22 protein-coding genes and 1 pseudogene are annotated in these 22,878 nt (G+C 37.8%); 4 read left to right on the top strand and 19 right to left on the bottom strand.

Features of this window, described 5'->3' with window-relative positions:
- Positions 1-23 precede the first annotated feature (23 nt).
- The 19 genes from ZPR_RS16135 to ZPR_RS16045 form a co-directional block, all read right to left on the bottom strand.
- Positions 24-866, bottom strand: a complete 843-nt coding sequence (locus ZPR_RS16135) for an ATP cone domain-containing protein (RefSeq protein WP_013072812.1) — start codon at positions 864-866, stop codon at positions 24-26.
- 2 nt (positions 867-868) lie between these two features.
- Positions 869-1,699 carry a universal stress protein gene (locus ZPR_RS16130; protein ID WP_013072811.1) on the bottom strand — a complete coding sequence of 277 codons (831 nt, stop codon included), beginning with the start codon at positions 1,697-1,699 and terminating at the stop codon, positions 869-871.
- Positions 1,700-1,717: 18 nt separating this feature from the next.
- Entirely contained in the window at positions 1,718-2,713 is a 996-nt protein-coding gene (locus tag ZPR_RS16125; protein WP_008616405.1) for a 2-hydroxyacid dehydrogenase, read from the bottom strand.
- Between the two features lie 3 nt (positions 2,714-2,716).
- Positions 2,717-3,691 carry an ATP-dependent 6-phosphofructokinase gene (locus ZPR_RS16120; RefSeq protein WP_013072810.1) on the bottom strand — a complete coding sequence of 325 codons (975 nt, stop codon included), beginning with the start codon at positions 3,689-3,691 and terminating at the stop codon, positions 2,717-2,719.
- Positions 3,681-4,598 carry an alpha/beta fold hydrolase gene (locus ZPR_RS16115; protein WP_013072809.1) on the bottom strand — a complete coding sequence of 306 codons (918 nt, stop codon included), beginning with the start codon at positions 4,596-4,598 and terminating at the stop codon, positions 3,681-3,683. Before ZPR_RS16115 ends, ZPR_RS16120 begins: the two co-directional genes overlap by 11 nt.
- Complete coding sequence (locus tag ZPR_RS16110; protein WP_013072808.1) at positions 4,595-5,938, bottom strand: dicarboxylate/amino acid:cation symporter; 1,344 nt, start codon at positions 5,936-5,938, stop codon at positions 4,595-4,597. The genes ZPR_RS16115 and ZPR_RS16110 overlap by 4 nt, the downstream gene beginning before the upstream one ends.
- An 8-nt stretch (positions 5,939-5,946) precedes the next feature.
- Entirely contained in the window at positions 5,947-7,008 is a 1,062-nt protein-coding gene (locus ZPR_RS16105; RefSeq protein WP_013072807.1) for a class I fructose-bisphosphate aldolase, read from the bottom strand.
- An 11-nt stretch (positions 7,009-7,019) separates the two neighbouring features.
- A complete protein-coding gene (locus ZPR_RS16100; RefSeq protein WP_013072806.1) occupies positions 7,020-8,033 on the bottom strand; it encodes a type II glyceraldehyde-3-phosphate dehydrogenase in 1,014 nt (337 codons plus the stop codon).
- 19 nt (positions 8,034-8,052) lie between these two features.
- The gene (locus ZPR_RS16095; protein ID WP_013072805.1) at positions 8,053-9,399 is read right to left on the bottom strand and encodes an APC family permease; all 1,347 of its coding nucleotides are present in this window, start codon (positions 9,397-9,399) and stop codon (positions 8,053-8,055) included.
- Positions 9,400-9,406: 7 nt separating this feature from the next.
- Positions 9,407-10,762, bottom strand: coding sequence for an NAD(P)/FAD-dependent oxidoreductase (locus ZPR_RS16090; protein WP_013072804.1), 1,356 nt, complete (start codon positions 10,760-10,762; stop codon positions 9,407-9,409).
- On the bottom strand, positions 10,759-11,220 hold the full coding sequence (locus ZPR_RS16085) for a universal stress protein (RefSeq protein ID WP_008616424.1): 462 nt from the start codon (positions 11,218-11,220) through the stop codon (positions 10,759-10,761). The genes ZPR_RS16090 and ZPR_RS16085 overlap by 4 nt, the downstream gene beginning before the upstream one ends.
- Positions 11,221-11,232: 12 nt before the next feature.
- Complete coding sequence (locus ZPR_RS16080) at positions 11,233-11,832, bottom strand: lycopene cyclase domain-containing protein (RefSeq protein ID WP_233421314.1); 600 nt, start codon at positions 11,830-11,832, stop codon at positions 11,233-11,235.
- A 129-nt stretch (positions 11,833-11,961) separates the two neighbouring features.
- Entirely contained in the window at positions 11,962-12,240 is a 279-nt protein-coding gene (locus tag ZPR_RS16075; protein WP_041579015.1) for a DUF5676 family membrane protein, read from the bottom strand.
- Positions 12,241-12,257: 17 nt separating this feature from the next.
- Positions 12,258-12,476, bottom strand: a complete 219-nt coding sequence (locus ZPR_RS16070; protein WP_013072801.1) for an SHOCT domain-containing protein — start codon at positions 12,474-12,476, stop codon at positions 12,258-12,260.
- 19 nt (positions 12,477-12,495) lie between these two features.
- Entirely contained in the window at positions 12,496-12,714 is a 219-nt protein-coding gene (locus ZPR_RS16065; protein WP_013072800.1) for a heavy-metal-associated domain-containing protein, read from the bottom strand.
- A 12-nt stretch (positions 12,715-12,726) separates the two neighbouring features.
- Positions 12,727-12,969: a hypothetical protein gene (locus tag ZPR_RS16060; RefSeq protein WP_041579014.1), complete on the bottom strand. Its 243-nt coding sequence runs from the start codon at positions 12,967-12,969 to the stop codon at positions 12,727-12,729.
- 25 nt (positions 12,970-12,994) lie between these two features.
- Positions 12,995-13,504: a hypothetical protein gene (locus tag ZPR_RS16055; RefSeq protein ID WP_013072798.1), complete on the bottom strand. Its 510-nt coding sequence runs from the start codon at positions 13,502-13,504 to the stop codon at positions 12,995-12,997.
- 75 nt (positions 13,505-13,579) lie between these two features.
- Complete coding sequence (locus tag ZPR_RS16050) at positions 13,580-14,161, bottom strand: helix-turn-helix domain-containing protein (RefSeq protein ID WP_013072797.1); 582 nt, start codon at positions 14,159-14,161, stop codon at positions 13,580-13,582.
- A gap of 169 nt (positions 14,162-14,330) precedes the next feature.
- The gene (locus ZPR_RS16045; protein ID WP_040459986.1) at positions 14,331-14,753 is read right to left on the bottom strand and encodes an HYC_CC_PP family protein; all 423 of its coding nucleotides are present in this window, start codon (positions 14,751-14,753) and stop codon (positions 14,331-14,333) included.
- A gap of 291 nt (positions 14,754-15,044) precedes the next feature.
- On the opposite strand from ZPR_RS16045, the gene ZPR_RS16040 reads away from it, so the two are divergent.
- From ZPR_RS16040 to ZPR_RS16025, 4 genes and pseudogenes are all read left to right on the top strand, one after another.
- A complete protein-coding gene (locus ZPR_RS16040) occupies positions 15,045-15,461 on the top strand; it encodes an HYC_CC_PP family protein (protein WP_013072794.1) in 417 nt (138 codons plus the stop codon).
- A gap of 135 nt (positions 15,462-15,596) precedes the next feature.
- Positions 15,597-19,337 carry an efflux RND transporter permease subunit gene (locus tag ZPR_RS16035; RefSeq protein WP_013072793.1) on the top strand — a complete coding sequence of 1,247 codons (3,741 nt, stop codon included), beginning with the start codon at positions 15,597-15,599 and terminating at the stop codon, positions 19,335-19,337.
- Positions 19,334-20,551 (top strand): TolC family protein, encoded by a 1,218-nt coding sequence (locus ZPR_RS16030; RefSeq protein ID WP_013072792.1) that lies wholly within the window; start codon positions 19,334-19,336, stop codon positions 20,549-20,551. The genes ZPR_RS16035 and ZPR_RS16030 overlap by 4 nt, the downstream gene beginning before the upstream one ends.
- Before the next feature lie 3 nt (positions 20,552-20,554).
- Positions 20,555-22,836: pseudogene (locus ZPR_RS16025) on the top strand (multicopper oxidase domain-containing protein).
- Positions 22,837-22,878 lie beyond the last annotated feature (42 nt).

The raw sequence follows: 22,878 nt of genomic DNA, 5'->3' as shown, positions 1-22,878 counted from the left end.
TTAGTAATTATTCATTATTTGAATTAATGGGATCTACATAATTCTCTTGAATCTTCGAGTATCTTATTTTGCCTTAGCTTACTGATACCCATTTGTTCCAAAAAGTCTGGATTTTCGTGTAGCTCCTTGCAGAGTATGATGCCTTGATCCAATAATTTTGTTTTTTCAGCTTTGGTAAGTGTTGTTAAAGCGGTTAAGGGATGTAGCCCCGATTTATCTATTCTGTCCTTGAGACCATTTCCTCTTGGATAATCCCAACTGGTCATAAGCATTCCAACACATTTCCCGTACTGAATGGCATCGGTTGTGAAACGCGTATTGGTGTAAACCCCGCCTTTATGAAGTTTAGCCTCGTGACCTTTTTGGTGTTTCCATTGCTTTTCCACGTCCAAAAACCGTGAATGGATATATAATGGGATTTTTACATTGCAAAACCTGCCTTGGTCACTATGGTATTTACATTCAATCATATAATGTTTATTTCCTTTTTGCGCTATCACATCCACTTCGTGCTGAACGCAATTGCCTTGAACTATGACACCAACCTGTGTTGAAAATCCTTCGTGTGCCAATAGTTTGCCTACTAACTTTTCAAATGGAAAACCGGTTGGACCTAGTTCCATTAAAGCTTTTTTGAGCTTGTACTTTGAGGCACTTACCCTAGATTTTCGTTTTAGCATCTTGAAAGCCAACTGATAGATTTTTTTGGTTGTCATTCCTTCTTCAATCTGCTCTTGTACTTTCCGGGCTACATCCTGAATAATATCCTCATCTGCCCGTGAACGCCGCAGGGAGTTGATGAGTTTGTTTACATCAAAGGCTTCGTACTCACCAGAGTATTTTTTTATTAAGACTGATTTATTCATTGTTACATTTTAATAGTCATTACTGGTAATTCGGAGTGATTGGTTACACCCTCTGCGATGCTTTTAGAGAATAAAGTTAAAAAGCCTGTACGTCCGTGAGTACACATTGCGATTAAATCGGCATTTTTATATCGTAAAAAATTGTTTATCCCTGTTTCTACGTCTTGTTCGTTATATACATTCATTGAGAAGTTATCCAAATCGGGGAATTTTTTCAGGAACTCCTTGATGGGATCCAACCCTTGTTCTATACTGTTAAAATCGGTCTGAGTATTAACCCTCAATAAATGAAGATGTGCACCGCACTTTTCCGCAATAGAAATAACCTGCTTAAATGCTTCGCTCACATCTTCCAGAAAATCTGAAACAAAAACAATATTATTAAAAGGAAAAGTTACTTTTTCATCCTTAACCACAATTACAGGGACATCGGCTTTTCTTACAATTTTCTCTACATTGCTTCCCAGTAATTCGCGCACTCCACCTCGGGTGCCGCTGCTTCCTGTAACAATAAAGTCGTGGTGAAAATGACCGGAGTGTTTAAGTATATTTGCCTGTCCGCCATCAAACTCAAGGAACGTCCTGCATTCAAGCTCTTGTTGTTCTGCTTTTTTTTCCAGTGCTCTCAAGGAGGCTTTTGCACTTCCTATTTCTTTTACTGTTTCTGGGTACTGTTTTTCTTTTTGTTTATCCAACTTTACCCATTCTACGGGGGTTTTCATCAAATGGAAAAAATGGATTTCGGAATTGTAAAGCTTTGCCATTTCAATTCCGAGTTCTTCTGCTTTATTGCAATTTTTTGAAAAGTCTGTTGGTACGAGTATGTTTTTCATAATATTTGTTTTTAACTATTAATTAATGCTAATTTCATTTCCAGAAGGTTTTTGTTTTTCAAAACAATCCAGATTATATATGGTTGTTTCTGCAATATTGGTCAATGCGGTTTTGGTTAAAAAAGCTTGATGGCTTGTAATTAGTACATTGTTGAAAGTCATTAAGCGTGCAATCACATCGTCTTGCAAAATGTCATCGGAATGGTCTTCAAAGAACAACCCTTCTTCTTCCTCATAAACATCCAGTCCTAAATACCCTATTTTTTTAGTTTTCAATCCTTCGATAACTGCCTTGGTGTCCACCAACCCACCACGACTTGTATTGATGAGCATTACTCCAGATTTCATTAGTGCTATATGCTCTTTATTTATTAAATGTTTTGTTGAAGCTTTTAATGGCACGTGCAGGCTTATTATATCTGCGTGCTTACAGAGCGTCGCACAATCTGAATAGATTACGCCATATTTATCAATTAGGTCTTTGCTTTCTTCTATATCCTGGGCAAGAATATTGCAGCCGAATCCGTGAAGTATTTTTACGAGTACAGACCCTATTTTTCCTGTTCCAATCACGCCAACGGTTTTCCCATTTAGGTCAAAACCAGTGAGACCGTTTAATGAAAAGTTTTGTTCGCGCACTCTATTGTGGGCTTTAATCAGTCTTCGGTTTAATGCAAGTATCAAAGCCATTGTATGTTCTGCAATGGCATAAGGTGAATAGGCTGGGACACGGGCCACTTTTATATTCAATTCAGCTGCTTTTTCTAAATCGACGTGATTGAAACCTGCCGAACGTAATGCGATAAATTTTATGCCTAGTTTGTGTAAAATATCCAAAACTTCCGAAGAGGCATCGTCACTTGAGAAAAGTGCTATGGCCTTTGAACCTTCTGCCAATAAGGCGGTTTCCTTTGTTAGCCTAAATTCCAGAAAATTCAATTGATGTTTTCCTTTATTAGCGTTTTCAATGGAAGGCTTATCGAATTTATGTGTGCTGTATATTGTTGTTTTCATAATTTATGTTCCAAATAGTTCTAAAAGTTCGTGCAATTCTTTATTGACCTGATGTTGCTTGACCACTTCATTAAAAGGGGTTAAGTGCAATTGATTGTTTAAAATCCCGACCATTACATTCTTTTTACTTTGTAAAAGCGATTTTACGGCTTCCACCCCAAGCCTTATGCCCAACATTCTATCCAAAGCAGAAGGATTTCCACCTCGCTGTATGTGGCCAAGCTTTGTTATGCGTAAATCGACATTGGGATTGACTTCCTTTATTTTTGAAGAAACAAGTTCGGCACCAATTTCGTCACCTTCAGAAACTACGATTAGAAAAGCATCCTCGCTATCGTAATTTTTCACCTTACCCAAAAGGTTAATAAAGTCCGTACCGCTCTCCGGAATTAATATGGCGTCCGCACCAACCATCAATCCAGAATGAATACCGATGTAACCCGAATCCCTTCCCATTACTTCAACAATGAACACACGGTTATGGGATTCGGCAGTATCCCTTATTTTATCAATATTTTCAATGGCTGTGTTAACTGCGGAATCAAAACCAAGGGTGTAATCCGTACCCGAAATATCGTTATCAATAGTTCCGGGAATCCCTATGAATGGGATATCGCATATCTCTGAAAAAGCAAGTAATCCTTTAAATGTACCATCACCACCAATGGCAATTAAAGCGTCTATTTTGTTTACATTTAGAGTTTGCAAGGCTTTTTTTCGACCTTCCAGTTCGAGAAAACGTTTGCTTCGGGCTGTCTTAAGGATAGTGCCACCCTTTTGGGTCAGTTTTTGTAATTCGTGTGATTTTAATTGAACCAAGTCACCGTCTATCAATCCTTCATATCCTTTTCTAAAACCACTAACTTTTATACCAGTTGCTTCAGCCGTTTTTGCAATGGCGTACAAGGCTGAATTCATCCCTGGACTATCACCTCCAGAGGTAAATACACCTATATGTTTAATTTTATTAGTATTCATTTAAAATTGTTTTTTGTGATTTTTTATCTGAAACAGAAAAATCTTGGATGGTCTTCCATACAAATTCTGCTTCTTTTAGAAAGAACTGATGGTCTCCCCCTGTAGAGGTAACAGTTTTTACGTTTGTAAATTCTCTTGATAAGTCTATAGCATTTTTGAGCGGTGCAGTAGTGTCCTTTGCTCCGTGAATGAAAAGCACTTTTGTGTTTCTAATCTTTCTTGCAATCCCGTATAAATCTGTTTTTAGGATTATCCTCGTAAGCGAATAATAGTAGCTCTGCCAATGGTGTTTTTTTGCATCTTCATAAACATCATCCGTGAGGTTGTCTGGTTTAAATGCACGCGACATAAAAATGGGATGAATCATACAGATGTATTTAGAGAATCTGCTTGTTGATATTCTGTCCACAAAGGAATGTGAGGACATAATTTTTTTAAATTCATCTGCATCCTGATAAACAGGTATTCCAATAAAAATGCCTGCTTTGAGCCAATTTGAGTGTTTTTCCAATAGGGCCATTGAAATTATAGCGCCCATAGAATGACCGGCAACTATGGTTTTTCCATCATTGAATCCTTCTTTTTGCAAAACCAATTCTAAAGCTTTAAGTTGAACTGAAAGCGAATAATCACTTTGTGGTTTTGGCGAATCACCAAAACCCAAAAGGTCTATTAATAGCAAAGTGTGTGTTTTTGAAATGCTTTCTAAATTGCGTTTCCAATAATTCAATGACCCTGTCAAACCGTGCAGCAAAACGAGTTTGTTTTCACCCGCACCTATAATTTCATAATTTAAGAGTGTTTTGTCAGCATCATAAGCTGGGTGCTTAACAATCTTATAATGTTGATATCCTGCTATAGCGACCACAGGAAAAATGAAAAATATGGATATGAGTAGTAATGTCATATTTTTAAAGTTTTATCATTAACCAATATTGGGGTTTTACCATAAAATCTATTAAAAACCATACAAGCTGTGAGGTCACCCGTTACGTTTACAGTAGTCCTGAACATTCCCAACAATCTTTCTACACCAATAATAATGATGATGCCTTCGGCTGGAATACCGACACTTCCCAAAACAGAAGCGAGTATCACCACACCACCTCCGGGAATGGCAGGTGTGCCGATTGAAGCAGCAACGATAGTTACAATGACCACAATAATATTGAGTAAACTCATTTCCAGTCCATAGGCTTGGGCTATAAAAAGAGTTGTTATCGTTTGATAGAGTGCAGTACCATCCATATTGACGGTTGCGCCAATGGGAATGATAAAATTGCTAATGGTCTTGTCCACCTTTAGTTTTTCTTCGGCTGTTTGAAGAGAAAGTGGCATCACAGCGGCAGAGCTTGTGGTTGAAAAAGCCAATAGCTGAACATCCCTTATTTTTTTCAGGAAATGCATAGGGTTTGATTTTCCAAGAAGCACAATTAGCCCTAAATAGAAAATCACTAAGAATAACAGACCGAGCAAGACGACACCCACATAGTAGGTGAGGCCAGATAGAGAACTCAAACCAACGCTAGAGGTGAGCTGCGCCATAAGTCCGAAAACAGCAATAGGCACTAGAAGCATTGACCATTTTACTACTGTCATACAGACTTCCTGAATGGCACTTAGAAGCAGCTTCACTGGGCGCAGTAAGGCATTTTCAAGTGATAGCACAGCTACACCAATAATGATTGTGAAAATTACAATGCTTAACATTTCACCACTTACCATAGATGCCAACGGGTTTTCGGGAAGTAAGTTTGAGATGGCATCAGGAATCGTTTCAATTCCGAAGGAAAGCTCTGGATTTTCCGTTGGAACAGCTGTAATTTCATTATGTTCAGCTAGAGCCTGTTGATGTAAAAAGCGACCCGGTCTAAAAATTTGGGATAGTATCGTACCAATGCTAACCGAAACTATTGTTGTGCCCAAAAAATATAGTAAAACACCACCACCTAATTTTTTTAAACTGTCCTTATCATTACTTGCGATTCCTGTGATGATGGAAGCCACAATCAACGGAATCATAATCATTTGAACCAGTTTCAGAAATAGTACACCGGGCAATGCCAGCCAATTCCCCGCGATATCTGCTGTTTCTTTAGAAATCCATCCATTTTGTGGACTCAATAACAGACCAAATCCAACACCTAACAACAAAGCAATGATTACTTTAAGCCATAGACGGCTTTCTACCAGTTTAAGGAGGTAGTGGTTAAGTGATTTTAATGATTTTATCTCTGTGTCAAACATTCTGTTGATTATGCTATATTAATTTTATTATCCAGATACACTTCCTGAACAGATTGTAATACTCTTACGCCTGCGCTAAAGGGCTTTTGAAATGCTTTTCTTCCCATTATCAGCCCAGAGCCACCAGCCCTTTTATTGATGACGGCAGTTGTTACAGCTTCGGACAAATCTGATTTGCCTTTGGAACCACCACCTGAATTAATCAGCCCTATTTTACCCATATAGCAATTGGCTACTTGCAACCTGCAAAGGTCAATAGGGTGGTCTGTGGTAAGGGTTTTATACATTTCATCATCATATTTTCCAAATCCTATCTCTTTGAAACCAAAATTATTGGTAGGTAATTTTTGTTTGATGATGTCTGCTTGAATAGTAACACCCAAATGGTTTGCCTGCCCAGTTACATCGGCAGCTGCGTGATAATCTTCCTTGTTGGTTTTAAATGCCTCGTTCCGTGTATAGCACCATAAGATGGTGGCCATTCCCAGATTGTGTGCTTCTTCAAAAGCTTCAGCTATTTCTTTTAGCTGTCTGTTGCTTTCTGCTGAACCAAAATAAATCGTAGCTCCTACGGCAATTGCTCCCATATCCCAGGCATTTTTTACCTTACCAAATAATGTTTGGTCATATTTATTTGGATAGGTAAGTAGCTCGTTATGGTTAATCTTGACGATAAAAGGGATTTTATGGGCATATTTTCGGGCGTTCAATCCCAATACACCAAACGTGGATGCCACACCATTGCAACCAGCTTCCATAGCAAGTTTTATGATGTTCTCTGGGTCAAAATAATCTGGGTTTTTATAGAATGAAAAGGCCGCGCTATGCTCAATACCTTGGTCAACAGGAAGGATACTTAAATAACCAGTTCCTGCCAGATTTCCGTGATTGTACAATTGTGAAAGACTTCGAAGCACCTGCGGATTTCTGTTGCTACTGCCAAATACTTTTTCTAAACTATTTTTGCTTGGCACTTGCAATTCATCCTTTGTTATTTTTTCACAAACGTGTTCTAAATAGAAGTCTGCTTTTTCTCCTAAAAGTTCTACTATATTCTTGTCTGTTTTCATCTTGATAGTATTTAATGGATTCCTAAACTTTCATTTGTTTTGGCTATGGATTTTGTACCATCTGTTTCAATTCCAGTTAATGCCCTAATAGCATCAATTGTTTCCGGGATTACAATAGCTTGGTTATCGACCACGTAGGCATAAAAGAGTTCGTCTCCCTGTACCTTCAGCATATCTTCCCATAGTGCTACTTCGTACATATCGCCCCAAGGCCTTCCCATATCCAAGAACATTTCCTTAATGGTATTGTTAGAAACCAGACCTTGGTCATATTGAATCAATTTAATACGGCTGGACGTTTTGAAAGCATTTAGCACTTCTTGCTTTGTCGCCTGTTTTTTCAATTTCACATTCCAGTAGTGCATATGGCTCAATGTTTCGGGTACTTTTACCGCTGCGGTGATGACATCCAGTTCTGGGTCAACACTTTTAGCATCTGGACCTTGATGGCTTGGGATATCTTTTTCGGGAACCATCGTATTCATAATACCACCCAAATGACTTTCCCAAGGGTCTGTAGCTCTTCTTAAAAGTGTACCTCTGGCATAATCCAATAAATCGGCTCTTTTTAAAGCGGTCAAGGTTCTTAAAATAGACGTAGTATTACAGGAAACTACTCTTGTCGCATTCAAGTTTAGAGCTGATTTGTAATTATTTTCTGCACTAAAGGAATGCCCTGTGGTTTCGTGTTTTTCGCCACCGTGTAGAATAAATTTGATGTTTTGCTCCTTGTAGATAACGACATTCTGAGCGGCAATTTTTTTGGGTGTACAGTCCACAACAAGATCTGATTTCTTTAAAAGTTCCTGTAAGCTTCCTTTTACCGAAATCCCTTCAGATTTCATTTTATCAGCAGCATCTTTAGTTGCTGCATAAATGTCGTATTCCTTTCTTACGGCATTTTGAATTCGCCAGTCGCTAATGATATCACATACTCCCGAAAGCTTCATATCGTTTTGTAAGTTGATGGCATCTGCCACCCTTTTTCCAATGACTCCGTATCCTATAACTGCTATATTTTTCATATAAATTGATTTTTATTAATTATGTTTTATTGTTCGTAGTTTCCATTCCCATTGGCATATTACCTTCATCGTCTGTGTGTGAAATCATAAAAAGGCGTTCTGCAACAAGTAATAGAACAATCCCAATCGCTGCTACGATAAGCACCAAAGGATCGTTCAGATATTTTATATAAAGAAAAGCTGCCAATACCGCAATGTCCAATACGATGGCTATTAATGGGATGATAGGCTGAAAAACCACTTTGTTTTTAAGGTGACGGAACAGCCCCCAATGGATAGCGATATCCATAATAAGGTAAAAAATAGCCCCAATGGATGCTATCCTTGTCAAATCGAAAAGCACGGTCAGTAAAATGGCGAGGGAAGACGTGAATATTAGTGCTGGATTTTTTAAGCTACCAAGTTTGGTTAAAGAAGGCACCTGTTTCATATTGCTGAGCATTGCCAACAAGCGTGAAGAGGAAAAGATACTGGCAATGACCCCAGAAACCGTGGCAATAATGGCAATGCCAATGGTAATCCAGGAACCCCATTCCCCAAAAACAGGTTTTGCGGCGGCTGCAAGGGCATAATCTTTAGCTTCGATTATTTCAGGAATGCTTAAACCTCCCGCAACAGCTAATGCCAAGGCTACATATATCAGTGTGCAGATAAGTATGGAAAACACGATAGACCTACCAAGATTTTTATGCGGGTTTTTAATATCGGCCCCTTGGTTCGTGATAGTGGTAAAGCCTTTATAAGCAAGGATAGATAACGCCAAAGCGGCCACAAATCCGAAGCCTTGTGGTAATGTCTCAGTATTTTTGGGAATATAGTTTCCCGTAATATCGGCAAAACCTGAAATTGCAAGGCCGGCAATAGCTAAAATTGCTATTCCCACTACCTTTATAATAGCGGTAAATGTCGCGGTGGCACCAATAACCTTATTGCCCAGGATGTTCACTATATAAGCAACAACAATTAGCCCAACACCCAGGGTAGAGGCATAACCTGCATAGGACTCGGGAAATAGTCTCAACGTATATGCTCCAAAAGTGCCCGCCACCAGACTTTCGGAAACTACCATTGATACGTACATCAGCAAAGAATAAAACCCTGTTGTTGTTCCAGGTCCATAGGATTTGTTAAGGAATTTAACCACACCTCCAGACGATGGAAAAGCATTTGAAAACTTGACATAGGAATATGAGCTAAAACCCACCACAACAGCACCTGCAATAAATGCAATGGGAAATAGATCACCCACCAACTCTGCTATTTGCCCCATAAGGACAAATATGCCAGCACCAATCATTACGCCTGTACCAAGAGATATGGAACCTAATAAGGAAAGCTTACTATTTTTATCTGTGGTGTTTTTCATTTCAAAATTATTTTTCCCTGTTTTTAATCGAAGATTTCGGTTTAAAGTTTCTAATAATCAGGCGGTTGCTCTTTTCATAAGTGAAATAACTTACCGCCCAATTAAAACCAACCATCAATCTATTTCTAAATCCACTTATGGACATCAAGTGAACAACGGACCACAGCAACCAGGCGAAATAGCCTGCAAATTTAAATTTGCCCAAATCGGCAACTGCCTTGCGTTTTCCTACAGTGGCTAAGGAACCTTTATCTTTATATTTGAAAGGTTTTATGGATTTGTTATTTATGATATTTAATATCGAATCGCCCAGGTATTTACCTTGTTGAATAGCGGTCTGTGCTACTTGTGGATGTCCTTTTGGGGTTTCTTTGGAAATGAGTGCTGCGATATCACCTATGGCAAAAATGTTTTCGTAGCCTTCTACTTTTAAATTAGCATCGGTTTTAATCCGGTTGCCCCTGACTATGTGTTTTTCATCAATACCATTTGGGAATTGTCCTTTTACGCCAGCCGTCCAGATAAGATTTTTAGCCAAAATGGTCTTACCACTTTTGGTAGTGACTTCGTTGCCGTCATAATTGCTTACAGCTTCATTTAATAATACCTTTACATTCAAATCCTCTAAATATTTGAGGGTTTTCGATGATGCCTTGTCTGACATTGTGCCTAACAACTCATCAATGGCTTCTATTAGATAAATATTCATAATGGAAGAAGGGTACTCTGGGTAATCTTTGGGAAGGATGTATTTGCAAAACTCTGCCAAAGCTCCTGCCATTTCTACGCCTGCTGGACCACCACCTACTATTACAAAATTTGTCAGCGCGTCGCGTTCTTTATCATCACAAGTAATAGCTGCCTGTTCCAAATTTTGCAACATCATATGACGGATGTTGAGGGAATCGCGAATATCCTTCATCCTCAAACTATTTTCGGCCACAGAATCCATCCCAAAGAAATTGGTGGTCGTGCCAGTAGCCAACACTAAATAGTCATAAGAAACACTTCCCTTATTGGTCAATATAGTATTTGAATCAGGTTGAATTTCCTCAACTTCAGCCAAACGAAAGAAAACATTTTTATAGCCATTGATTTGTTTTCTGAATGGAAATACAATACTGTCAGGCTCCAGGGCACTCGTTGCCACTTGATATAATAAAGGCTGAAACTGATGGAAGTTATTTTTATCGAGTAAAACCACTTGAACTTCTTTGTGTTTCAGTTTCTCAACCAATGCCAAACCTGCAAATCCTCCACCAACGATAACCACACGAGGTAATTTAGTATCTGGAAGACAGATTTCATCTGTTATCTTACAGGTGGATTCCAACGGAATGCTATGTGTTTGCTTTTCTTTCATTTTTTATTTCTATCTCTTGCAATGAGTACTGAACATTTGGCATTTGTGGTCAAATATTGGGATACAGAGCCCAATACTAAGCGTGAAAGTGCACCGTGACCCTGAGAGCCTACTACGATTAAATCTGCACCCCAATCTTCTGCTTTTTCATAAATAGTACTTTTGGGCAGGCCACTAACAACACTTGTGGTTATGGTAAGTGCCTTGTTTTCGGCCTTGATTTTATCGAAAGCTTCTGAAACGATTTTGTTTCCCAATTTTTGAGCGTTACTTCTAATTTCTTCTATGTAATTTCCTATCCTGCCGCCCATAGTATGCAATCCCAGGCCGGTTGTTTTCGGAACTTCATAAACATTTATAATATGAATTTCACTATTTGAGGATAGGGTCATTTTTATAAGTTCGTGAATGGCTACTTTACTGAAATCTGAACCATCTATGGCCAATAGTATTTTCATAGTTTGAATGTATTAGTTGGTTGATATTTCTTTTGATTTTATAAGTTTTCTCCAATACAAGTGTTCATATAATCCAGACCAATACATACCAAAGGTGAAAGCGAATAATAATTCTTCAATTGGAATTCCTAGAACAAGAATATGGGTCAGGTTGTCCAGATTCCAGTACAGCTCCACATATTGCGGATAAAACGGAAGGATGCTTCCGAAATAAATGAAGTACAGTATGGTAAACAAGATTCCTCCAACCCATATCTTTCCTTTTAAATCTGGGCGACAGTACAATGTTGCCAAACCACCAAAAAACATTGCAATGATGCCACAATAGATGTGGTTAAGCGTGGTGAAAAGACTAAATATGACGAATACAATGGCTGGAACAAAAAGTATATAAATATGTAGCTTATGTCTTTGGTGGCTCCGTTCGGTATGAGGCATATCTATATAGCCTTTTTTGAATATCAGATTATACAATACCGTCCCTATTCCGCCAATGGCAAAAGAGAAGATAAGGCTCTCAATATCAAAACCTGTTCTTTCCGCTAAATGGAATAAGGAAGGTGGCATCCAATATTCTGGTACAAATAATGGTTCTGTTAAACCAAAGGGCATCGTAATAAGGCTCATTTTGAGCATTTCTTTTCTATACCCCTTTTTTGACAAATAGATTATTGCCCAAAGAGCAAGAATTATAAGAGACCATATGAACCAGACATATTGCATAAATTTTATTTTACTCTCTTATTTTTTGACTTTTATTTGCGCATTATAAAAAGCCGCAATACAGGCACCTATTAGCCATCCTAAAATGAATATCTGTACTATTCCCAAACCAGCTTCCCATAGTGGCACATCCATCCTGATAATGCTTGTGGTATCTAAACCGTGCAATAGGCTGTTGAAAAAATCGATAGTGGCTTCTCGACCTGCTGTTGACATAACTATCATACAGCCTAAGTAAATTAGTGCCGCCGTAAGACCGAAAGCAAATCCGAGTTTTTTTACGTTTAATCGATACATAATTTTAAAGTTTTGAGTTAGTTGTCTGATTTTAATATCTTTTTTGATTCCTCAAATTCTTCCTTGGATATTTCGCCTTTTGCAAAGCGGTTTTTAAGAATATCCAGTGGACTGTCTTTTTTTGCTTTTTGATATGGGATATCTGCTGGAATGAAAAATATCCAAGCAAGTAAAACGACCCATATAACCCACCATATTAGGTGCATTCCTCCAAAACTTCCATCGTAGTAGTGCATAATTTTTAGATTTAAATTGTTATTGTTCCATTTCAGTTATTGTATATCCACTAAGGGCATTGAGCTGATTTTGTAACTCATCTACCGAAAGAGCTTCTTTCATTGTGATAAGTGTAGCTCCTTTTGGTGCCAGAAAAATCTCTACTTTTTCGATGTTGGGATGTTCTTCCAAGGTCTTCTTGACTCTTGACACACATCCACCACAACTAATTCCGTTTATTTGATATTTTTGTGTCATTGTGTTTCGATTTTAATGATGTTGATGCCCTTTATGCTTTTCTATTGGCTTCTCTGTTGATTCATTTTGACTATTGTGTTTATGACCACCGTGCCCGTGTGAACCGTGAGGCATAAATAGGTGACAGCCAAACATTAAAATGATGAAAATAAAGAGCGATGTTCCGCTTCCTATACCCAGAGTTGGTGCTAAAAAGATGAACAACAGTGGTAGCCCACAGCCGATGACCATCCATATCCAGTGATTTTTTTTCATTGGTTTTACATTTAGAGGTTAACAATCAGTGATGCTCGGTATGGTCCTCTTTGGCCGGTGTATCCATATTGTCCATCTTATCCATTCCCTTCATATCCATTCCTTTTTCGGCCATCATTTTTTTGCAGGATTTCATGCAGTCTTCACTCATCATCCCGTTTTCATACATCATTTGCATCATTGAGTTCATTGTTTCCGAGCTTTTCATCATTCCGCTCATCATTTCGTGCATCATAGGCTTATTGCCCATCATGTTTTTCATCATCATACCGTCTTCCATCATCATTTGCATTCCTTCGCCCTGCATCATAGCGTCCATCATGTTCTTGTTGCCCTGCATCATTTGCATTGCTTGTGGGTTGTTGTGCATATTTTCCATAAACTCCGTCATATAATCGTCATTCTGGGCAATATCATTGAAGACTTCTGTGCGGGTTTCTGGGTTTTCCAGTACTGCTTGAGGGTTTGTTTCTTGTGTGCAACTGTTCAAACTTACAAGCCCAATCATCGATAAAATAATTGTAAGTGCTTTCATAGGTGTTTGTTTTGAATTAATACTATAAAATTATTGGTTTTGTACTATCTTGTTGTACATAACTTTCGCTATGATCTATATAATTTCATCGTAAAAATTTCGTTTCCAGTCTTCTGCATTTTTATAATCGGTCATACTTACTCCTATAACGTCCTTAAACTGTCTAGACAAATGGTTGACACTGCTGTAGTCCAATAGGTACCCTATATCTGAAAAGGAATGTTGTTTAAGCTGAATGAGCTCTTTAACTTTTTCAATCTTTAATTTGATAAAGTATTTTTCAATAGTGGTTTGTTCCTGGGCAGAAAACAATCTGCTCAATGTTTTGTAATCACGATGAAGACCTGATGACAATAATTCAGATGTTTTTACCTTAATATGTAGCGGTAGCTCTTGCAATTGTTCTATTAGAATAATCTTGATTCTTTCTGTGAGCATTTCTTCTTCTTTTTGTACAATTTCAAAATCATTAGCGTGAAGCACAGTTGTAACAGCTTCGACAATTTCATTGCTGGTTTTTTTTGGTGCTTCTACCAATAATCTTCCTAATTCTAATGAAAGCACAGTAACTCCCAATTCTTGTAGTTCTTGCTTAATAACTTTTAAGCAGCGGCTACAGACCATATTCTTAATCCAAAATTCTTTTGGTTTGTTCATAGTATATAATGTATTGTCAATGAGTTTAGCTCAATGGTCTGATAGGTTTAGCCTAACAGGATTAATATTGTGTAGCGTTGTTGAGAATAGGGTACAACAAATGTTAGCCAGAAGTGAAATATTGGCTATAGAGGCAATGCAGATTAATTTTAACCTGCGAAGTAGAAAATCAAATTAAAAAGGACTCGTTGAGGATTACAAGGTCTGTGGATAGCAAAGGTGGCCTATAAGCCTTAAAAGAAACTGTGTTTTTCTCTAAACCTTCAAAAAGGTTGATATAAGAATAGACGAAGTTGTTTAAGAAAACTAAAGTTTCAATCTCTGAAATTGTATTGGCCTTCTTGAAGGTGTCATCTCCTTCTTTCAAGATGGTCTTATTATCGCAACAGTCTTTCTCTTGTATTGTAGTACATTGCTTGGAATTATTATCTTTTTTCTGTGCAGTCTCCATACAAGATTCTGCTTTACTAAAAAAAGCCAAATCCACCATTTTATTACAGCAAAAGTGCATATTTACCGTAAAGGATGTGGTGGAAAACAGTATAAAAACTGCTAAAAAGAAGGACAGTATTTTAGTGAAAAAAGATTTCACACTATAAAATTAATAAATTTTGATTAACATTAAAGGATTTTGGAAAATAAAATTCAACTGTTCAATTATTTTATTATCAGTTTTTTACAAAAAAACAACAAAATTAATCAGTACAAATATAATTCTAAAAGTTCAACAGAACTATGATTTATATCATATAAAGGAAGCTGCAAAAGAATTTTATTTGCAAATAATATTTAAGCGGTTTCGTGCAAAATAAACATTGATAAATCAAAAAAAAATTGTTAAATAAACAAATTGAGATAAATTTTTTATAAATTTGCAACATTAATGAAAAAAGTTTTTCATAAAATATCATCCGTTTGTTTGGCACTTATCGTGCTGTTGTCAACAGTTTCTTTTACTATTGATAGTCATTACTGTGGCGATACTTTAGTGGATTCTTCTTTATTTGGGCACGTTGAAACTTGCGGAATGGATAAACAACTATCCAGAAATGATTGTCAAAGTGAAGTTCAGGATGATTCCTGCTGTTCAGATAAGCAATTAGTTGTTGAAGGTCAGGACGACCTGAAGATGTCTTTTAACACCTTAAATTTTGAGCAACAAGTCTTTGTTGTCTCTTTTGTACATTCTTATATCAATCTCTTTGAGACTCTTGATTCACACATTGTTCCATTTAGAGATTATACACCTCCTTATCTTGTAAGGAACGTACAAAAACTACACGAAACTTATTTAATTTGATTTTAAACAGTTTCCGATAATTATCGGAAAGATTTGCTCTATGGTTACTTCCATCTTGGGCTTACTTTGTTGTGTTTAATTTTCTGATATTATCAGAAAGTTATTCAATGTATAACTGTTTAATTATCAATAAAGATGCTAAATAAATGCATAAAATTTCTTATAGAAAACAAACTAGTAGCCGTTCTACTACTTGCACTTTTTATTGCTTGGGGAGTCGTAAACGCCCCGTTTGAATGGAATACAGGCTCACTTCCTCGAGACCCTGTTGCCGTAGATGCCATACCAGATATTGGCGAAAACCAACAAATTGTATTTACTAAATGGGATGGTCGTTCCCCTCAAGATATTGAGGATCAAATTACTTATCCTCTAACCACATCGCTTCTTGGTATTCCAGGGGTTAAAACAATACGTAGTTCATCTATGTTCGGGTTTTCGAGCATTTATATCATTTTCGAAGAAGATATTGAATTTTATTGGAGCAGAAGCCGAATACTTGAAAAATTAAACTCATTACCAGCCGGACTTCTACCAGAAGGCGTTAATCCAGCTTTAGGTCCCGATGCCACAGGATTAGGGCAAATATATTGGTACACCCTTGAGGGACGTGATAAAGATGGTAATGTTACAGGTGGATGGGATTTACAAGAATTAAGAAGCATTCAAGACTTCTACGTGAAATATGCGTTGTCATCTGCGAGTGGCGTTTCAGAAGTGGCTTCCATCGGCGGATATGTTTTGGAATATCAAGTGGATGTTAATCCCGAATTAATGCGGCAATACAACATAGGCTTGAGTGAGGTTGTAAAAGCAGTAAAACAAAGCAACAAAGATGTTGGTGCACAAACGCTTGAAATCAACCAAGCTGAATATCTAATCCGGGGTTTAGGATATGTTAAGTCTATTTCAGACCTAGAGAATGCAGTAGTTACTTCAGAAGATTTTACCTCTATACGCTTAAAGGATATTGCCAATGTCTCTCACGGACCTGCAACAAGAAGAGGGCTTTTAGATAAAGAAGGTGCTGAAGTTGTAGGTGGTGTTGTAGTAGCCCGCTACGGCGCTAACCCTATGGCGGTTATTAATAATGTTAAGGAGAAAATAAATGAACTAAGTTCAGGCTTACCTTCTAAAACTCTGAGCGATGGAAGGACATCGCAGTTGACCATTGTTCCTTTTTATGATAGAACCGAACTCATACAGGAAACATTAGGAACACTTGATGAAGCATTGACTCTAGAAATTTTGATAACCATTTTCGTAATTATCATTATGGTATTCAACCTCAGAGCTTCTGTATTGATTTCAGGACTATTACCTGTGGCGGTATTGATGGTTTTTATATCAATGAAGTTGTTTAATGTAGATGCCAATATTGTCGCCTTATCTGGTATTGCCATCGCCATTGGTACAATGGTAGATGTGGGAGTTATTCTATCTGAAAATGTACTGCGTCATATAGATGAAAATGACCAGAACCTACCAATGAATACAGTTGTATATAATGCCACAGCCGAGGTCTCTGGCGCTATTCTAACTGCTGTTATGACCACAATAATAAGTTTTATTCCTGTATTCACTATGATAGGAGCTGAAGGTAAGTTATTTAGACCTTTGGCCTTCACAAAAACAGCGGCACTCACAGCATCTCTTATAGTGGCATTATTTCTTATACCACCTTTTGCAGCCTATTTTTTCAGAAAGCGTAATGTAAAAATTTCTTTTAGATACATTCTCAATATTGCTTTAGTAATAATTGGTCTGTTAGCAGTAATTTTTGGACATACCCTTGGGCTTATACTGGTTGCATATGGTATCGTTGGTTTACTGTCTATTAAAGAAAAAATATCGGCAGATAGAGCTAATATCATCAACATATTTATTTCAGCCTTTGCCATTGTATTCTTGTTGGCGGAATATTGGAGACCATTGGGTGTAGATAGAAGCATTTTCTGGAACTTAATATTTGTAGGCCTGATATGCTTTGGCCTGTTGGGTATATTTACGCTATTTAGGAGCTATTATGTGCGCATATTAAATTGGGCGTTACGCAATAAACTCTTGTTTCTAGCCATACCCACTGCTATTGTCATCTTCGGTGTTATGATAATGCGGAATACGGGTAAGGAATTTATGCCATCACTTAATGAAGGTTCTTTCCTCTTAATGCCAACTTCTATGCCTCACGCTGGGGTTGAGGAGAACAAGCGTGTTTTACAACAATTGGATATGGCCGTTGCTAGCATCCCAGAGATTGAAACGGTGGTTGGTAAATCAGGACGCACAGAATCGGCTTTAGACCCAGCACCGTTGTCAATGTATGAAAATGTAATTCAGTACAAGTCTGAATACATTTTAAATGATAAAAGAGAAAGACAACGATTTAAAGTTAATGAAGATGGTCTCTTTATGTTAAAGGATGGTAGCTTGGTTACAAATCCAAATGTTGAATTGGAAGTAGACGAAGGCAAGTATGATGCCACCTTATTAAAAGACCCTTTTAACATTACTGATAGACAACTTATACCAGACGACGATGGTGAGTATTATAGAAACTGGCGACCAGAAATTGAATCGCCCGATGATATTTGGAAAGAGATTGTAAAGGTAACTAAACTTCCCGGAGTTACTTCAGCACCTAAATTACAACCTATTGAAACCCGATTGGTAATGCTTCAAACGGGTATGCGAGCACCAATGGGTATCAAAGTGAAAGGGCAAGATTTAAATGAGATAGAAGCCTTTGGAGTGCAATTGGAGGATATATTAAAACAAGCCGACGGTGTTAAGGATGAAGCCGTTTTTGCAGACCGAATAGTTGGTAAACCTTACCTTTTATTGGATATCGATAGAGACAAGCTTGCTCGTTATGGTATTTCCATACAGCAGGTACAGCAAGTGATACAAGTGTCTATAGGTGGTATGGTGCTTACACAAACTGTTGAAGGCAGGGAGCGATATGGAATACGCGTACGTTATCCAAGAGAGCTACGTGCAAATCCAAATGATTTAAAAGATATTTATGTTCCGGTAGAAAAGGGCAACCCAGTACCCATAAGTGAATTGGTTACCATTCGTTATGAGCAAGGACCACAAATCATAAAAAGTGAGGATACTTTTTTAGTAGGTTACGTGCTCTTTGATAAGTTGGATGGTTATGCCGAGGTAGATGTGGTAGAAAACGCCCAAGCACTCATACAAGAGAAGATTGATAATGGACAGCTTGTTGTGCCAAAAGGAATTAACTATCAATTTACAGGAACCTATGAGAACCAATTAAGGGCCGAAAAAACACTTGGTGTAGTTGTGCCACTCGCATTGCTAATTATATTTCTCATTCTTTATTTCCAGTTCCGTTCTGTTGCAACATCCCTTATGGTTTTTACAGGTATTGCCGTGGCTTTTGCAGGAGGCTTTCTAATGATTTGGTTTTATGGACAGGATTGGTTTTTGAACTTTAGCTTCTTTGGTGAAAACCTACGAGACCTGTTCCAAATGCACACTATAAACTTGAGTGTTGCCGTTTGGGTTGGGTTTATTGCATTGTTTGGTATTGCTACAGACGACGGAGTGGTAATGGCAACCTACCTCACACAGACCTTTGATAAAAACAAGCCTAAAGACAGAAAAGGAATAAGAGCGTCAGTAATTGAGGCTGGAGAAAAGCGTATCCGTCCTTGTTTGATGACGACGGCAACAACCATTCTTGCCTTGTTACCAGTACTCACTTCAACAGGTAGAGGAAGTGATATAATGATACCAATGGCTATTCCAAGTTTCGGAGGTATGTTAATTGCACTAATAACCTTATTTGTTGTACCGGTATTATTTAGTTTGAAACACGAACTTCAATTAAAAAAAGCTACAAAATGAGAAATATAATTCTATTGGGAATTGTCTTTTTCGCTTTCGCGAAGATTAATGCACAACAATTAGCCTCTTACATTCAGGAAGCTCAAGATAACAATCCCGAGATTCAAGCTTTTGAATTACGCTACAACATAGCAGAAGAAAAAGTTAATGAAGCTAATACCTTGCCAGATACACAAATTAGTGCTGGCTATTTTATAAGTGAACCCGAAACCCGTACAGGAGCGCAACGCGCACGTTTCTCTGTCAAGCAAATGTTACCTTGGTTTGGAACTATTTCGGCAAGGGAAAATTACGCAAGCTCAATAGCGGAAACTCAATATGTAGATATTGTCATTATGAAGCGCAAATTGGCACTTTCAGTTTCTCAATCCTATTATAAACTATATGCTATTAGAGCAAAACAATTGGTTCTTGAGAAAAATATCGACCTTTTAGAAACCTATGAACGTTTAGCATTAACATCGGTAGAAGTTGATAAGGCATCAGCTGTTGATGTACTTCGTCTTCAAATTAGGCAAAATGAACTTGTACAACAAAAAGAAGTTTTAGAGCAGGATTACCTTGCTGAACAAGCCACCTTCAATAATCTATTAAATCGTGATGGGACTATTGCCGTAACCGTGGTTGAGGATATGTTTATTCCAGATGAGGACGCATTAATCTTGACGGAAAATCTTCAGTTAAATCCTGAACTCATTAAATATGATAAGCTTTATGAGTCCGTTGAGCAATCAGAGTTGTTGAATCAAAAACAGAGCTCGCCCAATATAGGTTTTGGGCTAGATTATGTACCAGTTTCTGAGCGTCCTGATATGAATTTTACCGACAACGGAAAGGACATCATAATGCCAATGGTGTCTATCTCAATTCCAATTTTTAACAACAAATACAAATCAGTAACAAAACAGAATCAGTTAAAGCAGTTACAGATACAGTCCCAAAAAGAAGATAGATTAAATAAACTGGAAACCCTATTAGCAGATGCAAAGTACAACCGAGAAAATGCGAGAATAAAATTCAATATTCAATCGGACAATCTAAAACAAGCAAATGATGCTGAAGAAATCTTGATAAAGAATTATGAAACAGGCACTATTGATTTTAACGATGTACTGGATGTTCAAGAGTTGCAATTAAAATTTCAAATAAACCTTATAGAATCTATTAAAGGCTATTATATACAATATGCTTTGATTAATTATTTAACACAATAAAAAATGAGAACAATAAACATAATCACATTATTACTATTTACCTCATTCACTTTTGCCCAAGTAGGCACAAACGGTTCGGATAGGAAGGAAGAAGGACGCACTATAAGGGAATATAACCTTACTATAGAAGAAAATAAATGACGCTTGGGGGTGTAAGCGCAAAAGCAATGACCATCAATGGTAGTATTCCAGGACCTGTTCTAGAATTTGACGAAGGAGACCTTGCCATAATCAACGTAACCAATAAAATGGATGAAGAAACCTCAGTGCATTGGCACGGTTTGATACTTCCCAATTTTTACGATGGTGTACCCTATTTAACCACGCCACCTATTAAACCCGGAACAACTTTCCAATACCGAATACCCATCAACCAATCGGGTACGTATTGGTATCATTCCCATACAATGTTACAAGAGCAAAAGGGTGTTTATGGGTCTATTATTATTCATCCACAAGAAAAAACCTTGGAATACGATAAAGATTTGGTCGTGGTGTTATCCGATTGGACCGATGAAAAACCAATGAATGTTTTGCGAAACCTCAAAAGAGGTAACGAGTGGTATCAAGTTAAAAAAGGTACAGCGGTTCCACTTAGCAGGGTCATTTCAGAAGGTGCTCTTGGTGCCCAGCTTAAATTTTGGAGAGACCGTATGGAAGGTGCTGACATTGCAGATATCTACTATCCCGCCTTTCTAACCAATGGAAAGTCGTTAGCGGAATATCCAGAATTCAAACCAGGGGAAAAGGTTCGACTTCGCTTTATCAATGCATCCGCTTCCACTTATTATTGGTTGGACTTTGGCGGTGGCAACCCGATGGTCGTTGCGGGCGACGGTATTGATGTGGAACCTGTAGCAAAAAGCCGTTTCCTCTTCGGTATTGCCGAAACCTATGATGTTATCGTTACCATTCCCGAAGGTACTTTAGAAGTTACCGCCACCGCTCAGGACGGTTCTGGAAGCACCTCGTTGCGTTTGGGCGAAGGCATCCTATACCCAGCCGAAAGAATTGGCAGGCCTGATAAAGTGGAAATGATGAAGCAAATGGCCAAAATGGATATGAAAATGGGAGCGCCTTCAATGGTAGGTAACAAAAAGAAAAAAACACCTGAATACCTGAAGGAGAATTATGGGATGAAAATGGATATGAAGGACGGAAAAATGAATATGAACGATGGCAAAATGGGTAATCAAATGGATATGAAGGCAAACGACCATATGGGTCACGATATGTCTATGATGCAAAAGGACACCGTGTCTTTCAATTACAGCACACGTAAAACCTATTTCAACTACGACTTTTTAAAGGCAACCGAAAATACCACATTCAAGGCCAACTTACCCGTAAACGATATTCTGTTGAACTTGACCGGAAATATGCAACGCTATGTTTGGAGTATGAATGGCGTACCACTTTCAGAAACCGATAAAATAAAAATCAAAAGTGGCGAAGTAACCCGAATAACACTCAACAATCTAACGATGATGCACCACCCAATGCATTTGCACGGTCATTATTTTAGGGTCGTTAACGAAAATGGTGAACGTTCACCATTAAAGCATACCGTCAATGTACCGCCAATGCAGAAAGTGGTCATAGAGTTCTACAACGAAGAGTATGGAGATTGGTTCTTTCATTGTCACGTACTATATCACATGATGGGAGGTATGGCAAGGGTGTTTAGTTATGATACCCCAAGAGATAAAAGGATGGAAGATTTTCCCGTTCAAAAACTCATCGATGAAACCGACCATTACTATTCTTGGGGATTGTTGCGTGCAGGCTCAAACTTTAATGAACTCTTTTTAACCTCTAGCAATATCCGTAACGAATTTGGATTACGAGCAGAATTCGATTATGACAAAAATCTTGAAGCTGAAGTAAATTACAACAGGTATCTCAATGATTGGGTGCGTCTCTATGTAGGTGTTAATACCGAAACCGAAATACCAAATTCCTTCGATGAGTTCAATACAGTTGGTCTTATTGGTGTAAAATACTTTACACCTTATAGATTCAATGTAGATGTGAGTATGGATAACCAGCTACGCCCAAGAATACGCTTGGACAGAGAACTATTGATTTTTCCAAGAATATTTCTGGAAGGCGAATATGAATATAGAGCAGACTTTGGATGGGTCAATGATTTAGGAGATAGCTCTTTTGAAAGCGAAACACAATGGTTGGTAGGTCTTTCATACATCCTCTCTAGAAATTTTTCAATTCAAGGAAACTATAACAACCGATATGGTTGGGGTGGCGGTCTTTTAGCAAGATTTTAAATAAAGATTAACATATATCAATAATAATTAAATCAAAAACAA

The sequence above is a fragment of the Zunongwangia profunda SM-A87 genome, assembly GCF_000023465.1.
Lineage (GTDB): Bacteria > Bacteroidota > Bacteroidia > Flavobacteriales > Flavobacteriaceae > Zunongwangia > Zunongwangia profunda.
The sequence above is the reverse complement of the archived record's forward strand: the minus strand, read 5'-3'. Positions and strand labels throughout refer to the sequence as shown.

What these genes read in the sequence shown, in the direction of transcription:
- ZPR_RS16130 (WP_013072811.1), bottom strand. Translation starts at nt 1,699, where the DNA reads ATGAAAAACATACTCGTACCAACAGACTTTTCAAAAAATTGCAATAAA.
- ZPR_RS16050 (WP_013072797.1), bottom strand. Translation starts at nt 14,161, where the DNA reads ATGAACAAACCAAAAGAATTTTGGATTAAGAATATGGTCTGTAGCCGC.
- ZPR_RS16035 (WP_013072793.1), top strand. Translation starts at nt 15,597, where the DNA reads ATGCTAAATAAATGCATAAAATTTCTTATAGAAAACAAACTAGTAGCC.
- ZPR_RS16135 (WP_013072812.1), bottom strand. Translation starts at nt 866, where the DNA reads ATGAATAAATCAGTCTTAATAAAAAAATACTCTGGTGAGTACGAAGCC.
- ZPR_RS16065 (WP_013072800.1), bottom strand. Translation starts at nt 12,714, where the DNA reads ATGACACAAAAATATCAAATAAACGGAATTAGTTGTGGTGGATGTGTG.
- ZPR_RS16040 (WP_013072794.1), top strand. Translation starts at nt 15,045, where the DNA reads ATGAAAAAAGTTTTTCATAAAATATCATCCGTTTGTTTGGCACTTATC.
- ZPR_RS16095 (WP_013072805.1), bottom strand. Translation starts at nt 9,399, where the DNA reads ATGAAAAACACCACAGATAAAAATAGTAAGCTTTCCTTATTAGGTTCC.
- ZPR_RS16125 (WP_008616405.1), bottom strand. Translation starts at nt 2,713, where the DNA reads ATGAAAACAACAATATACAGCACACATAAATTCGATAAGCCTTCCATT.
- ZPR_RS16115 (WP_013072809.1), bottom strand. Translation starts at nt 4,598, where the DNA reads ATGACATTACTACTCATATCCATATTTTTCATTTTTCCTGTGGTCGCT.
- ZPR_RS16060 (WP_041579014.1), bottom strand. Translation starts at nt 12,969, where the DNA reads ATGAAAAAAAATCACTGGATATGGATGGTCATCGGCTGTGGGCTACCA.
- ZPR_RS16090 (WP_013072804.1), bottom strand. Translation starts at nt 10,762, where the DNA reads ATGAAAGAAAAGCAAACACATAGCATTCCGTTGGAATCCACCTGTAAG.
- ZPR_RS16105 (WP_013072807.1), bottom strand. Translation starts at nt 7,008, where the DNA reads ATGAAAACAGACAAGAATATAGTAGAACTTTTAGGAGAAAAAGCAGAC.
- ZPR_RS16110 (WP_013072808.1), bottom strand. Translation starts at nt 5,938, where the DNA reads ATGTTTGACACAGAGATAAAATCATTAAAATCACTTAACCACTACCTC.
- ZPR_RS16030 (WP_013072792.1), top strand. Translation starts at nt 19,334, where the DNA reads ATGAGAAATATAATTCTATTGGGAATTGTCTTTTTCGCTTTCGCGAAG.
- ZPR_RS16085 (WP_008616424.1), bottom strand. Translation starts at nt 11,220, where the DNA reads ATGAAAATACTATTGGCCATAGATGGTTCAGATTTCAGTAAAGTAGCC.
- ZPR_RS16080 (WP_233421314.1), bottom strand. Translation starts at nt 11,832, where the DNA reads ATGCCCTTTGGTTTAACAGAACCATTATTTGTACCAGAATATTGGATG.
- ZPR_RS16100 (WP_013072806.1), bottom strand. Translation starts at nt 8,033, where the DNA reads ATGAAAAATATAGCAGTTATAGGATACGGAGTCATTGGAAAAAGGGTG.
- ZPR_RS16075 (WP_041579015.1), bottom strand. Translation starts at nt 12,240, where the DNA reads ATGTATCGATTAAACGTAAAAAAACTCGGATTTGCTTTCGGTCTTACG.
- ZPR_RS16070 (WP_013072801.1), bottom strand. Translation starts at nt 12,476, where the DNA reads ATGCACTACTACGATGGAAGTTTTGGAGGAATGCACCTAATATGGTGG.
- ZPR_RS16055 (WP_013072798.1), bottom strand. Translation starts at nt 13,504, where the DNA reads ATGAAAGCACTTACAATTATTTTATCGATGATTGGGCTTGTAAGTTTG.
- ZPR_RS16120 (WP_013072810.1), bottom strand. Translation starts at nt 3,691, where the DNA reads ATGAATACTAATAAAATTAAACATATAGGTGTATTTACCTCTGGAGGT.